Origin of the sequence: Mycobacterium sp. SMC-18 (genome assembly GCF_045310895.1) — a bacterium.
In the GTDB taxonomy this organism is placed as follows: Bacteria; Actinomycetota; Actinomycetes; order Mycobacteriales; family Mycobacteriaceae; genus Mycobacterium.
In genome coordinates this window covers 40073-53153 of sequence record NZ_JBJIAL010000036.1, presented here as the reverse complement: position 1 = coordinate 53153, position 13081 = coordinate 40073, and the positions used below count along the sequence as shown (strand labels likewise).

Sequence of the window (13081 nt, the reverse complement as noted above, 5' to 3'; positions counted from 1 at the left end):
ATTTTCGAGAGACCTCGACCTCTATCCCGGCAACGACGCGCCAACCACCTCTACACCCTCATCTGTGAAGAGCCCGTTTAAGTCGGCATTCGATTTTACTTTCGTGAAGACCGCCATCCGACCGACCGGGAAGAATTCTGCCACATTCTCCAGAATGTGGTAATGCGGTCTGTTGATGTAGTCGTCGACGACGACTTGCCACCCGTGTGTATCCCGTAGCAGGTTAAAGCATTTCGCGGCGCAAGCCACTCGAAAGCGCCCGTCTACTAACACCAAATCTGGTGGCACATTTATGAATCGCGGATCCGAATAGCGTCGGTACAGTGCTAGGCGCTGCTCATCTGCGTGGCCGTATGGCCGTCCCCAAGGGCCCGTGCGGCCTATATCCGCGTATACCAGTTGTTGGTTTTCGCTTTCAAGTCCGGCTGCCGCAATTTTTGCGCCGACGAGACGGAGGAAGTTGGGGTCGGACTCGACTCACACCATGTTGACGCCGCGACTGGCGGCTTGGATGGTTGATCCGCCGGTGCCGTACTCAAGATACGACTTCGCATTATTCAGTTGGCCAATAAACCATTTAGTCGATTCGGCGCTGTCGAAATGCGGATTATCGGGTACCGACAATTTAGACCAGTTTTGACGTGCTTTAAATACCCAATATTCGGCAGAATGCATTTATCCCCCTATGTACAATTTCTTACCACGGACATGTCCGCGGTGGTGCACGACCTCCATTCTAGGGTCGCACCTGCACTTGATGTGCCGATTTTTGCGAAATCGTGCCGCGACTCCCGATGGATTGCGTCGACCCCATCTGCGAGGTCTTCGGGTCCCAGGAGGGTAAAGCCAAACCGCGGGCTGAATAGTGATCGTCGCGACCGGCGAGTACGATGACACAGCCTGATTCAAAGCGGCTACCGTCGGCGAGAACTTATCCGCGATAAGGTCGAGTGGCCCACAATAGGAGTTGAAGTAGACGCCTTTGATGGCGCAGGACCGAGTTGAGAGTTCAGGCCACGCTTCTTGACGAAGCTTGACCAGATGCGCTCCTGGGAGCATAACCGCGCTGCCGGTTCTTGCCAGCGCGGATTCCGCGCCCTGGTAATTGGTCGGCAGTGAATCAGTATCCGAAGGCTTGGTCGTCGGCGTCGATGTCGCGGGCGGCGTTGATCAAGTGCACATCGCCCCAAATTCGCTGCGTCACAGGCGCTTTTGTGCCAACTATAGATCGCCTGGATGGAGACCCTAAGAACCGGCAGGTTCGCCTCGACGGGCACGCCGTCATCGGCAAGGTTACCGGCCAGAGGCTCCACCGGTGCGGGCCACTGCGGTAGCGTCGACTCGAAGCTTGGCGGGAACGGCTGTGGCAAGAGGTTGATCGTTTCGATCCTCACAGTTCAAGAGACAACCAAACCGGGGTTGTCCCATCACGGGGTCACCACGCTACGAAAGTACCCGCCTCTCGGAAATATCGGTTGTTCATGTCGCAAGCGCCCGAGCAAGTTGCATGTTAAGCCACGTCAGCGATAGTTACCCGTGACCCAGGCTTTGAACCCATGCTTTCCGAGCAGGTAACGCAGAGATTCGTACTGTTGCTTCTTACGTTTCTTACCGCGCACATCGATGTAGTGGTGGACCACTTCGATTGAAGGGTCGAACCAGCGTTTGATGCCCTTCTTCTCCAATCGGATCGCCAGATCCTGAGCCCCATGGTTGCGCATGTTGATGTCATAGCCGCCGATCGATTTGTACGCATCGGCATAGATCAGCATGTTGCCCTCGTGCAGCCAGAAAGTCTCCTGAGCTGTTGGTGCATCCAGCACGTTCGGATAGTTCTTGACGATTGGCCGGACCGCCTGCTGAATCGTGCGGGCCAATTTGGGACGGTTGCGGATCCGGTCGAGGACTGGGGGAATCGCCGTCATGTGCGTGTGCAAACAAAACGCTGGGCCGAAATTGTAAGGTTCCTGACTTCCGTCGGTGCGGCTTACCAGCCCGCCTATCGCACCCACGCCCTTGTCGACGTAGCGAGCGGCAACCTGGCGCGCCACGTCGGCGATGTTCTCGGTCTCCAGATCCATGTCGGCATCGATGAAGTGGATGAGCTCGTCGCCATCGATCACCTTGAGGACTTGATTGCGGTTCGCTGTGCAGCCCTGGTTTTGCGGGGCGACGATCATCTGCACCTGACCGCCAAACTCCTTGACCACCTCGACACTGTCATCAGTGGACCCGTCATCGAACACATATATGCGGTCGTAGCCCTGTACCAGCACCTGTGGCAGGAGCTTGCGTAGGTGGTGGCCCATGTTGTAGTTGGGAATCGCGGCAATGACCGGCAACTCGTTCGACATTACGGTTAGTGTCCCTTCCGTACTGCGTCTCAAATGACGCCTACGCCAAAATGTTTCGGGGTGCCAACGACGCCGCCGGGCAAACCGTTGCATGGCCTCTCTGTGGCCTCTCGCGCCATGCGCAAACCTACCATCCGACTGACCACCACCTCGCGACAAGCTGTGAGGTGTGGTCAGCAGACAATGCGCTTCGGCAGTTCGACGTCGGCCGTACGGTAGCCTCACAGCGATCGGCCGTGTTAGCTGGCAATTGGAAGCGCGCGTCGGGCGAGCTCGGCCCTCAGGGCTCGCTATACCTCGATGACAGCAAGCAGAAGCAAGGAGATCAGTCGTGCGGCTGACAGTATTCGGTATGGGGTACCTCGGACTCACCCACGCTGTGTGTATGGCTGAATTGGGCCACGAGGTGCTCGGGGTCGAGGTAGATCACGACAAGGTTGCCAAGCTTGCGAATGGCGAAGTGCCGTTCTACGAGCCTGGACTGGCGGCGCTGCTGAAAAAGCACCTGGAATCCGGCCTTTTGCGTATCACCACCAGCTATCAGGACGCTGCGGATTGGGGGGCGCTGTACTTCATCGCGGTCGGTACCCCACAGAAGAAGGGCGAATCGGCTGCAGACTTGCGATACGTCGAAGCTGTTATCGATGGACTCGCTCCGCTAGTGCGCAGCGAGGTGTTGATCCTCGGCAAATCCACTGTGCCCGTGGGCACATGCGCGAAGCTCGTTGACCGAGCCCGCGCTCTGTCCACGGAGGGCGAGATCGAAATCGCCTGGAACCCTGAGTTCCTCCGCGAAGGCTATGCCGTGCATGACACATTGACCCCGGATCGGATTGTGTTGGGCCGTACCGAAGGTGGCCGGGCTGAGACACTGACCCGCGAGGTGTATGCCACGATTCTTGAGCGGGATACACCGTTCATCGTGACGGACCCGGAGACCGCCGAACTGGTCAAGGTATCCGCCAACGCCTTTCTGGCTACCAAGATCTCCTTCATCAATGCGATCGCCGAGGTATGCGATGCTGTAGGCGCGGATGTGAGAGCAGTCGCCGACGCGATCGGTTATGACGCGCGCATCGGCCGCCGTTTTCTCAACGCCGGTCTAGGCTTTGGCGGCGGCTGCCTTCCCAAGGACATCCGGGCTTTTATGGCGCGTGCTGGCGAACTAGGCGCCTCGGAGGCCCTAATGTTCTTGCGTGAAGTGGACAACGTCAACATGCGGCGTCGTACACGTATGGTCGAGGTCACTAGAGCTGCCTGCAACGGGTCGCTCCTGGGTGCGAACATCGCGATCCTGGGCTCGGCGTTCAAACCGGATTCTGATGACGTCCGTGACTCGCCTGCACTTAATGTCGCTGGTCAACTACAGCTGCAGGGTGCTTCGGTCACGGTGTACGACCCGAAGGCGATTGAGAACTCCCGCAGAGTGTTTCCGACGCTTTCGTACGCGAACTCGGTTCGTGGCGCATGCGAGAATGCCGACGTCGTCCTGGTATTGACCGAGTGGTCTGAGTTCACCGAGATTAACCCGGCTGAACTCAGTGCCATCGTGCGTCGTACCACCGTGATCGACGGCCGGCTCTGCCTGGACCGTGAGTGGTGGACCAAGTGCGGCTGGCGCTATCTGACTTGACCCGTCAGGTCAGATAGCGACTGGAATCAGTCGCCAAGCTGTCCTGTCTCAGCAGCTTGCCGGTAGTTACGCGCGGCAAGGGGGCCGAACAGCGCGCTGAGAACAACGATCCAAGCAACGGAAGCCGCGAGTGGCAGCCAGAATGCGCCAGCGCCTTGCGACAGCTGGCTCATGGCCTGAATAGCCGGGGCGACGGGCTGATATTGGGCAAGGGGACGCAGTAACGCCGGGAGTTTGGCGACCGGAATGATCGCTGCGAACGCTAAACCCATGCTGGCAGTACCTACCCATGCCAGGATTGTGCGGCCTTGGTCGTGTAATGCCAACGTGATCACGATCATCGCATAGACGAGGACTACGAGACTCGGAACAGCGAGGTATGCGAGCAGTTCGATGATGTTGCCGCCAAATCGGAAGCCGAGTGCATAGCCAGTTGCCAGGATAAGTGCGCTCCCGGCGAAAGTGCGCATGGATTCGGCGAGCAGCGTCCCGATCAGCGCGCTCGCTCTTCGGACGGGCATGATCCACAGCCGGGTGAGCAGGCCGCTCTCTCGATCATGAGGCATAGTCATCCCGGCGCCCACACAACCGGACATGGCACCCGCAACCGCGCACACCGGGATCAGTACGTCAAGGCCGCTGTTGCCGGTGAGGCGGGTCATCGAGGTTCCGACTAGCAGACTATAGGCGACCAATAGAACCGTGGGAAACAGCAGCGCTTGAAGGGGCACGGTTGGGTAGCGCCGCCACTGTATGAGCAACCGGCTGGCGAATATCCAACTTTCGGTTAACAGCGAAAATTGCCGCGTTGATTGGGTATTCACTGGGCCCGCCTTTGCAACCGGAGTGCGAACATGCCGAAGACAATGAGAAGCCCAACGCACCATGCGAGGCTGACGAGCAGATTGCCTTGGTGCACGTGACCGCTGGTGAGGCCGCGCAGCGTTTCGGTGATCTGAGAAATGGGTTGGTAACGGACAAAGGGTTGTACCCAAGTGGGGAACGATCCCAGCGGAGCGAGTCCGGTCGAAAGCAGGACCAATAGCAGCTGGGGCACCATAAGTAACTGGCTGGCAACTTCGGTCCGACCAGCCTTACTGCCTGTCGCGTCGGCGCCCAGCGACAGCGCCAAGGTGAGAGTGAGAGCCAGACCGAAAAACGCTGCCACATAGCCAATGCCGCCAGCGAATCGGAATCCGAACACTGATGCTGCAGCGATTGATGCAACTGTCGCGAGTGCGCCACGTATGATGCAGTAGCTCATTCGGGCCAAGAGTGGCGCGTATTGGGAAATGGGGAGAGTGCGTAGTCGAACACCCATACCACTGGCCTTTTCGTGCGCCGCCCGATCGGTGGTGGTGAGCGCCCCAAATAACATAGCCTGAACAACCACGGCAGGCAGTACGTACTGCGCGTAACTCATTCCGCCGGTGTTGATCACATCGCGCAGCAACAAGGTTAGGCCAATTAAGCCCAGCAACGGAGCCACCGCTGCGAAGATCAAATCTACCCGACTTCGGCTGACGATTCGGGCAGTAAGAATTGTCGGCGCGTTCATGCCGTGGTCGCCGGGGTGGTGAGGTGGAGGAACACCTCGTCGAGTGAGGGGCGGCGCAGCGAGATGTCGATGAGTTCGACGCCGATCTCGTCCATCCGGCGGAATACCTCGGTCAGGGTCGCGACGCCGCCCGGCGCCGGTACCGACACCGTCGTCGCGTCGGTGTCGACCTCGATCTCGTCGAAATCGGCCAGGGCCGTGGCGATGCGCGGCAGGTCATCCGGGTTGAGCGGGGTCATCTCGCAGTAGCTCGAGCCCGTCTGGCGCTTGAGCTCGTCGGCGGTCCCGCGGGCGACGATCTGTCCGCCGTTGAGGATGACGATGGAGTCGCTGAGGATGTCGGCTTCTTCCAGGTACTGCGTCGTCAGCAGGACGGTGATGCCCTGGGACTTCATCGAGGACACCAGATTCCAGACGTCGCGGCGGCTGCGCGGGTCCAGCCCGGTGGTCGGCTCGTCGAGGAACAGCACCTTCGGTGGGACCACGAGGGACACCGCGATGTCGATGCGGCGGCGCATGCCGCCGGAATACCCGCTCACCTGGCGGTCCGCGGCGTGCCCCATGTCGAATTGGGTGATCAGTTCGTCGGCCCGGCTGCGGGCCTCGCCGCGCCGCAGGCCCCGCAGGCGCCCGAACAGGACGAGGTTCTCCCGTCCGGTCAGCCGGAGGTCCAGGGCGGCATCCTGTCCGGTGACGCCGATGGACTGACGCACCTTCGCCGGTTCCTTTGCCACGTCGTAGCCGGCGACGATCGCCTGGCCCGAGGTCGGCTTGAGCAAGGTGGAGAGGATCTTGACGGTCGTCGTCTTGCCGGCGCCGTTGTGTCCCAGCAACGCACACACAGAGCCGGTGGGGACGGAAAAGCTCACGTCGCGGAGTGCGGGAACAGACCCGCCAAAAGTCTTGGCGACGTTAATGAGCTCGATCACGGAGTCATACGATACAGAGAGCCGCAGCGCATTCAATTCGCACAGCGCACGCCGTGATGTGGACATCATCACTATGTGGCGCTCGGCGAGGGCCCCATCGAGACCCCGATTCGGTTGCCGGATCTCTACGTCGGCGACAAATTTTCGGGCAAATGAATTGCGGTGCTCGTCGCCATCGCGGAACGCGCCGCCGATCGACCGCCGGGCATGACGCCGTCTGTGGTGGTCACCGGACTGAATGGACCTTGCCCAGGGTTGTCGCGAGGCAAGTCGACCCGCCGTTGTCGAGGTTGCGGTTGACCACGTATCAGCTATGTCTTAGAGTTTGCTGAATTCGTAAATATCCCTTTCTGTGCGAGGACGTGGCATGGTGCATCTCGATGTTCTCCCAGTGAAGGCGACACGCCGTCGGGGCCGCCCGGCCGGCACCGATTCGGCGCAGACGCGGGCGCGCATCCTGGACGCCGCACGCGAGGTGATCGCAGTCCGTGGCTACCACGCCACCACCATCCAGGCCATCGCCGAGATCGCCGAGTTGAGCCGTCCCACGCTGCATTACCACTTCCAGACGCGTGAGGACATCTACCACTGTCTGCTGAATGAGATCGCCACGACGATCGACCTCTGCATCGCCCGAGCGGGAGCGGAATCCACTCTGCCAGAACAGATTTCGGTACTCATCACCGAATTCCGCAACGCTGGTGTCCATGAACCGGGCAGTGTGGCGCTGCTGGTCAGCTCCTATCTGGAGGCTGGCCGGTTGCCGGCCCCGCGCAGGGACGCGAAGGCGGCCGTCCGCAAATTCATGGACCAGGCTGTACGCGACGCCGTGGCGCGCGGTGAGTTGCCTGCCGAGACGGCTGTGGCCCCTGTGGCGGACCTGCTCTACACCATGGTGTGGGGGCTCGGCTTCTATGCCGGGCTCGTGGCCGACCGGGATCGCGTCGAAGCGGTAACTAAGCAACTGCAACAGGTGTTGCACAAGGGGTTGCTGGTGGGTCCCGTGGCAACAGCCGCCGCGCCCACGTCGTAGTCCCGCCGACGACACAGCGCCCGACACGCCGAGAGGTGTCGGTGGCCCGTTTTAGACTGGCAGCCCTATGAGCCAGTTCGTGCACCTCCACAATCACACCGAGTACTCGATGCTGGACGGTGCGGCGAAGGTCAAGCCGATGGTGCAGGAAGCCATCCGGTTGGGTATGCCGGCAATCGGCATGACCGACCACGGAAACATGTTCGGCGCCAGCGAGTTCTACAACACCGCCACCAAAGAGGGCATCAAGCCGATCATCGGCATCGAGGCGTACATCGCGCCCGCGTCGCGCTTCAACACCAAGCGCGTCACCTGGGGCGATCCGAGCCAGAAGAGCGACGACGTCTCGGGTAGTGGTTCGTACACCCACATGACGATGGTCGCGGAGAACGCGACCGGTCTGCGCAACCTGTTCAAGCTGTCGTCGCTGGCGTCGTTCGAGGGACAGCTCGGCAAGTGGTCCCGCATGGACGCCGAGATCATCGCCGAGCACTCGGCGGGCATCATCGCCACGACCGGCTGCCCGTCTGGTGAGGTGCAGACCCGGCTGCGGCTCGGTCACGAGAAAGAAGCCGTCGAGGCCGCCGCGAAGTGGCAGGAGATCTTCGGCAAGGAGAACTTCTTCCTCGAACTGATGGACCACGGCATCGAGATCGAGCGCCGGGTTCGCGAGGGCCTGCTGGACATCGGCAAGAAGCTGGGAATCCCGCCGCTCGCCACCAACGACTGCCACTACGTCACCCGCGAGGCCTCGCACAACCACGAGGCGCTGCTGTGTATCCAGACCGGCAAGACGCTGTCCGATCCGACGCGGTTCAAGTTCGACGGTGACGGCTACTACCTCAAGTCGGCCGAGGACATGCGGGCCATGTGGGATCACCAGGTACCCGGTGCCTGCGATTCGACGTTGCTGATCGCCGAGCGCGTCGAGTCCTATGCCGATGTCTGGAAGTTCCACGACCGGATGCCGATCTTCCCGGTGCCCGAGGGCGAGACGCAGGCCACGTGGCTGCGCAAAGAGGTGCTGCGTGGTCTGGACCGGCGCTTCCCGGGCGGCCCGCCGCAGGAGTACCTCGATCGCGCCGAGTACGAGATCAGCGTCATCGTGCAGATGGGCTTCCCGGCGTACTTTCTCGTCGTCGGTGACCTCATCAGCCACGCGCGCGAAGTGGGAATCTGGGTCGGCCCCGGCCGAGGTTCGGCCGCAGGTTCGCTGGTGGCGTGGGCGATGGGCATCACCAACATCGACCCGATCCCGCACGGTCTGCTGTTCGAGCGGTTCCTCAACCCCGAGCGCGTGTCGATGCCCGATATCGACATCGACTTCGACGACCGCCGCCGCGGCGAGATGGTGCGCTACGCGAGCGAGAAGTGGGGCAGTGACCGCGTCGCCCAGGTCATCACCTTCGGTACCATCAAAACCAAAGCGGCACTGAAGGATTCGGCTCGAGTTCATTACGGGCAGCCGGGCTTCGCCATCGCCGACCGCATCACCAAGGCGCTGCCGCCGCCGATCATGGCCAAGGACATCTCGGTGGCGGGGATCACCGACCCCACCCACGAGCGGTACAAGGAAGCGGCCGAGGTCCGCGCGCTGATCGACACCGACCCCGACGTGCGCACCATCTACGAGACCGCCCGCGGTCTGGAGGGGCTGGTCCGCAACGCGGGTGTGCACGCCTGTGCGGTGATCATGAGCTCCGAACCGCTCATCGACGCCATCCCGATGTGGAAGCGCGCCCAGGACGGCGCCATCATCACCGGCTGGGACTACCCGTCGTGTGAGGCCATCGGCCTGTTGAAGATGGACTTCCTGGGCCTGCGCAACCTCACCGTCATCGGTGACGCGCTGGAGAACATCAAGGCCAACCGGGGCATCGATTTGGACCTCGACCACCTGAGCCTGGACGACCCGAAAACCTACGAGCTGTTGGCGCGTGGCGACACGCTGGGCGTGTTCCAGCTCGACGGATCCGCGATGCGCGATCTGCTGAAACTGATGCGGCCGACCGGCTTCGAGGACATCGTGGCCGTCCTGGCGCTGTACCGACCGGGTCCGATGGGTGTGGACGCGCACACCGACTACGCGAAGCGCAAGAACGGGCTGCAGGAGATCAAGCCCATCCACCCGGAGCTCGAAGAGCCGCTGCGCGACATCCTTTCCGAGACTTACGGTCTGATCGTCTACCAAGAACAGATCATGCACATCGCACAGAAGGTCGCGGGCTACTCGCTCGGCCAAGCAGACCTGCTGCGTCGCGCGATGGGTAAGAAGAAGAAGGAAATCCTCGACGAGGCGTACGGCGGCTTCGCCGACGGTATGAAGCAGAACGGCTTCTCTCAGGCGGCCATCACCGCGTTGTGGGACACCGTGCTGCCGTTCGCCGGCTACGCGTTCAACAAGTCGCACGCCGCCGGCTACGGCCTGGTGTCGTTCTGGACCGCGTATCTCAAGGCCAACTATCCGGCCGAGTACATGGCTGGTCTGCTGACCTCGGTCGGTGATGACAAGGACAAGGCCGCGATATACCTGGCGGATTGCCGCCGCCTGGGAATCACGGTGCTGCCGCCGGATGTCAATGAATCGGTGCACAACTTCGCCTCGGTCGGCAAGGACATCCGGTACGGGCTGGGCGGTGTGCGCAACGTCGGCGCCAACGTGGTGCAGTCCATCATCGCGGGCCGGACCGACAAGGGGAAATACACCGATTTCTCCGACTACCTCAGCAAGATCGACATCACGGCCTGCAACAAGCGGGTCACCGAATCTCTGGTCAAGGCAGGCGCTTTCGACTCGCTGGGCCATGCCCGCAAGGGCCTGTTCCTGGTGCACGCCGATGCGGTCGACTCGGTGCTCGGCACCAAGAAGGCCGAGGCCATGGGGCAGTTCGATCTGTTCGGCGGCGGTGACGCCGGGGATGCCGGGGATGCGGCCTTCACCATCAAGGTGCCCGACGACGAGTGGGACGACAAGCACAAGCTCGCCCTGGAGCGAGAGATGCTGGGCCTGTACGTTTCCGGCCATCCGCTCAACGGTGTCGCGCACCTGCTCAACGCGCAGGTGGACACCCAGATTCCGGCCATCCTCGAAGGCGCTGTCGCCAACGACAGCCAGGTCCGCATCGGCGGCATCCTGGCGGGTGTGGTCCGGCGCGTCAACAAGCAGGGATTGCCCTGGGCCTCAGCGCAATTGGAAGATCTCAACGGTTCGGTGACGGTGAACTTCTTCCCGAAGACCTATGCCGTGTTCGGTGCCGACATCATGGACGACGCCATCGTGCTGGTGAGCGGCAAGGCGCGCGTCGAAGACGAGCGGGTGTCGATCTTCGCCAGTGACCTTGTGGTGCCCGACTTCTCGAACGCGCAGGCCGACCGTCCGCTCGCGGTGAGCCTGCCGACGCGGCAGTGCACCCCGGAGAAGGTCAGTGCGCTCAAGCAGGTGCTGGCCCACCACCCGGGTACCTCTCAGGTGCATCTGCGGCTCATCAGTGGAGACCGCATCACCACCCTGGAACTGGACCAGACGCTGCGGGTGACACCGTCGTCGGCGTTGATGGGTGACTTGAAGGCGCTGCTGGGCCCGGGCTGCCTCGGCGGGTAGTCCGGGTGGTCCCAGTTCAGAAGCGGTAGCGCAGGATCCGCGCTTTCCGTGCGCCGGCGCGGGTGCGCCCCGTCAGCCGGGCGGCGAACCGCAGTATGCGGGGAAACAGGTCGACCTCGGGCTGATGGGCCAGGCTGGCCTCTTCGACGAGCTGCATGCGGGGATTCCAGCTCAAGGGGTGCCGGGCATCTTTGAAACCCGCATAACCCAGTTGGCTGCCAACGTCTTTGAACATCTGCTGCGGCAGGTACTTGAAAGCCGCCAGGCTGATCGGTCCGAACTGTCCGTAGTCGTTGAACGCCAGCTCGCCGCGGTGGAAATGTTCGGTGACGCTGCGGAACACGCCGGCGATGACGGGCTCGGTCAGGAATGCGAACAGCCCGTCTGCCACGAGCATGGCGGGCCGGTCCGCGGGAATGCCTGCGGCCCAGTCTGTTTCGGCCACCGATGCCACCACCGTGTGCGACTGCGGATTCGCCGGTAACAGCTGCTCACGCAGCGCGGAGATGCCGGCGAGGTCCACGGTGTACCAGTCGACCGTCGGCGGCGGGGCCACCCGATAGAAGCCGCTGTCGAGGCCACCGCCCAGATCGACCACGACCGCATCAGGGTGTGCTGCGGTGAACGCCGATACGCGGGCATCGAGCATCTTGGCGCGCAGCGCGGTTTGGCAGACCACGCTGGTCTGGACTCCCAGCGCGGCGAAGTCGTAGTCGATGGCCGCCACTGCCGAGTCCGCCCAGGTGTCGCGAAGAATCGAGCGGGGCTTGCGGCTGTCCAGGGCCCGCGCGTACACGGTGAGCAGTGCGGTCCGTTCGACAGGCGTCAGTGACGTGACAGCGATTCCCATCGTTCCGACCATACGCCTCCATCCGCACTGAACGTTCTGCTCAAAATGTTTAGGGCGCTGTGGATTTCGCGCCTCGGTGCCATGAAACGCCGGCGATGTGCTTCATCATGAGGCCCATCGAGGAGGGACACCGGAATGTCTGAAGCGCAGCGTCCGACCACTTTGTGTGAAGCGTTCCAGCTGACAGCGGCGCTCGATCCGGACGCCGTCGCACTGCGCACCGCCGGAGACGAGATAACGTTGACCATGAAGCTCAAACGGCGCCCCGTCGTCGAGAAGTACGCCGCAGAGATCGAAGCGCTCTACGAAGCCGCGCCGGGGCCGACCGGCCACGAACCGAAAGCGACTGTCGCGGCGGCGAATTGATGCTCAGGCTGTCGTGCAGGCGAACTTCAGCCCGACGCCTTCGGGCGCCGGCAGCACCGGCGTCAGGCAACCGAAGGTCTGGATGCCGGCGTTGCTGAACCGGACCGCGGTGCGGCGCGCGTAATTCACGCAGACCGGCCCGGTGGCGTCGGCGCGGCATTGATAGTCGCCGAACCGCAGGCTCTGGCCGTCCTTCAGTTTGGGTCCGGTGCCGGCGTTGAAACGCCCTGGATCCCCGTGTACCGAACCGACTTCCGCGGTGGGTCCTTCGAAATCGACCCAGCCGCCGACCCAGTGGCCGTAGGTGTCGGCCGGTTGCGGCGGTGGGGACGTCAGGTGCATCAGGCATGCCAGTGCACCGTTGAAGCTCTTGTCGGTGATGCAGTTGGCGCCCGACGCCGTGGTGAACGCGATGTCGGTGCCCAGATCGGTCGGCGTGCCGTCGCGTGTCGCGGTGTGGAACCCGGCCGGGTCGGCCGGGGTGCCGGCCTCCACCCAGGCGATCACGTCGGCGACCGGCGCGCCCGCGGGCGGCGGCGTCGTGGGCGCGGCCTTCGGCGCCGGGGCCGGGGGACGACTCGCCGGTGCGGTGGCCGACAGAGACGGCTCGGAGATCGCCACGCCGGGCTGTCCGTGCTGGTCCGAATTGGCGGCACAACCAGCAACCAGGGCACATGCCGCGAGGGCCACCGGAAGTCGCATGCCCGCCAGGGTAACCGGCACCACCCCAACACGCGGTTCAGGCACCCCGAGGATT

11 protein-coding genes and 1 pseudogene are annotated in these 13081 nt (G+C 62.6%); 4 read left to right on the top strand and 8 right to left on the bottom strand.

The features are described 5' to 3' along the window. Positions 1-477 precede the first annotated feature (477 nt). The 3 genes and pseudogenes from ACJH6J_RS23730 to ACJH6J_RS23720 all read right to left on the bottom strand — a co-directional run bounded on the left by ACJH6J_RS23730 (position 478) and on the right by ACJH6J_RS23720 (position 2354). Complete coding sequence (locus tag ACJH6J_RS23730) at positions 478-675, bottom strand: hypothetical protein (RefSeq protein WP_406774527.1); 198 nt, start codon at positions 673-675, stop codon at positions 478-480. A gap of 192 nt (positions 676-867) precedes the next feature. Continuing rightward, positions 868-1322, bottom strand: a pseudogene (locus ACJH6J_RS23725) (IS3 family transposase); the annotation flags it as partial. A 198-nt stretch (positions 1323-1520) separates the two neighbouring features. Further along, positions 1521-2354, bottom strand: a complete 834-nt coding sequence (locus ACJH6J_RS23720; protein ID WP_346414685.1) for a glycosyltransferase — start codon at positions 2352-2354, stop codon at positions 1521-1523. A 331-nt stretch (positions 2355-2685) separates the two neighbouring features. Between ACJH6J_RS23720 and ACJH6J_RS23715 the strand changes: the two genes are divergently transcribed. Continuing rightward, positions 2686-3987, top strand: coding sequence for a UDP-glucose dehydrogenase family protein (locus ACJH6J_RS23715; protein WP_406774528.1), 1302 nt, complete (start codon positions 2686-2688; stop codon positions 3985-3987). Between the two features lie 26 nt (positions 3988-4013). Here the strand turns inward: ACJH6J_RS23715 and ACJH6J_RS23710 are convergent, their stop codons facing one another. The 3 genes from ACJH6J_RS23710 to ACJH6J_RS23700 are packed head-to-tail and all read right to left on the bottom strand — an operon-like array spanning position 4014 to position 6474. Continuing rightward, a complete protein-coding gene (locus tag ACJH6J_RS23710; protein WP_406774529.1) occupies positions 4014-4811 on the bottom strand; it encodes an ABC transporter permease in 798 nt (265 codons plus the stop codon). Then, positions 4808-5545 carry an ABC transporter permease gene (locus ACJH6J_RS23705; RefSeq protein WP_406774530.1) on the bottom strand — a complete coding sequence of 246 codons (738 nt, stop codon included), beginning with the start codon at positions 5543-5545 and terminating at the stop codon, positions 4808-4810. Before ACJH6J_RS23705 ends, ACJH6J_RS23710 begins: the two co-directional genes overlap by 4 nt. Then, the gene (locus tag ACJH6J_RS23700) at positions 5542-6474 is read right to left on the bottom strand and encodes an ATP-binding cassette domain-containing protein (RefSeq protein WP_346414689.1); all 933 of its coding nucleotides are present in this window, start codon (positions 6472-6474) and stop codon (positions 5542-5544) included. Before ACJH6J_RS23700 ends, ACJH6J_RS23705 begins: the two co-directional genes overlap by 4 nt. A 367-nt stretch (positions 6475-6841) precedes the next feature. Here ACJH6J_RS23700 and ACJH6J_RS23695 point away from each other — a divergent pair, with 367 nt between their 5' ends. Beyond that, a complete protein-coding gene (locus ACJH6J_RS23695) occupies positions 6842-7507 on the top strand; it encodes a TetR/AcrR family transcriptional regulator (RefSeq protein ID WP_406804622.1) in 666 nt (221 codons plus the stop codon). 67 nt (positions 7508-7574) lie between these two features. After that, entirely contained in the window at positions 7575-11108 is a 3534-nt protein-coding gene (dnaE, locus tag ACJH6J_RS23690; RefSeq protein WP_406804621.1) for a DNA polymerase III subunit alpha, read from the top strand. 16 nt (positions 11109-11124) lie between these two features. Here dnaE and ACJH6J_RS23685 read toward each other — a convergent pair whose 3' ends face one another. Continuing rightward, a complete protein-coding gene (locus ACJH6J_RS23685; RefSeq protein ID WP_406804620.1) occupies positions 11125-11958 on the bottom strand; it encodes a class I SAM-dependent methyltransferase in 834 nt (277 codons plus the stop codon). 135 nt (positions 11959-12093) lie between these two features. Here ACJH6J_RS23685 and ACJH6J_RS23680 point away from each other — a divergent pair, with 135 nt between their 5' ends. After that, complete coding sequence (locus ACJH6J_RS23680; protein ID WP_406804619.1) at positions 12094-12324, top strand: hypothetical protein; 231 nt, start codon at positions 12094-12096, stop codon at positions 12322-12324. Positions 12325-12327: 3 nt separating this feature from the next. On the opposite strand, the gene ACJH6J_RS23675 is transcribed toward ACJH6J_RS23680, so the two are convergent. Further along, positions 12328-13026, bottom strand: coding sequence for a hypothetical protein (locus tag ACJH6J_RS23675; protein WP_064858167.1), 699 nt, complete (start codon positions 13024-13026; stop codon positions 12328-12330). Between the last annotated feature and the right edge of the window lie 55 nt (positions 13027-13081).

Excerpts from the sequence above, each read along its gene's own strand:
- ACJH6J_RS23730 (WP_406774527.1), bottom strand. The coding sequence starts at position 675 with ATGCATTCTGCCGAATATTGGGTATTTAAAGCACGTCAAAACTGGTCT.
- ACJH6J_RS23720 (WP_346414685.1), bottom strand. The coding sequence starts at position 2,354 with ATGTCGAACGAGTTGCCGGTCATTGCCGCGATTCCCAACTACAACATG.
- ACJH6J_RS23705 (WP_406774530.1), bottom strand. The coding sequence starts at position 5,545 with ATGAACGCGCCGACAATTCTTACTGCCCGAATCGTCAGCCGAAGTCGG.
- ACJH6J_RS23695 (WP_406804622.1), top strand. The coding sequence starts at position 6,842 with ATGGTGCATCTCGATGTTCTCCCAGTGAAGGCGACACGCCGTCGGGGC.
- dnaE (WP_406804621.1), top strand. The coding sequence starts at position 7,575 with ATGAGCCAGTTCGTGCACCTCCACAATCACACCGAGTACTCGATGCTG.
- ACJH6J_RS23685 (WP_406804620.1), bottom strand. The coding sequence starts at position 11,958 with ATGGGAATCGCTGTCACGTCACTGACGCCTGTCGAACGGACCGCACTG.
- ACJH6J_RS23680 (WP_406804619.1), top strand. The coding sequence starts at position 12,094 with ATGTCTGAAGCGCAGCGTCCGACCACTTTGTGTGAAGCGTTCCAGCTG.
- ACJH6J_RS23675 (WP_064858167.1), bottom strand. The coding sequence starts at position 13,026 with ATGCGACTTCCGGTGGCCCTCGCGGCATGTGCCCTGGTTGCTGGTTGT.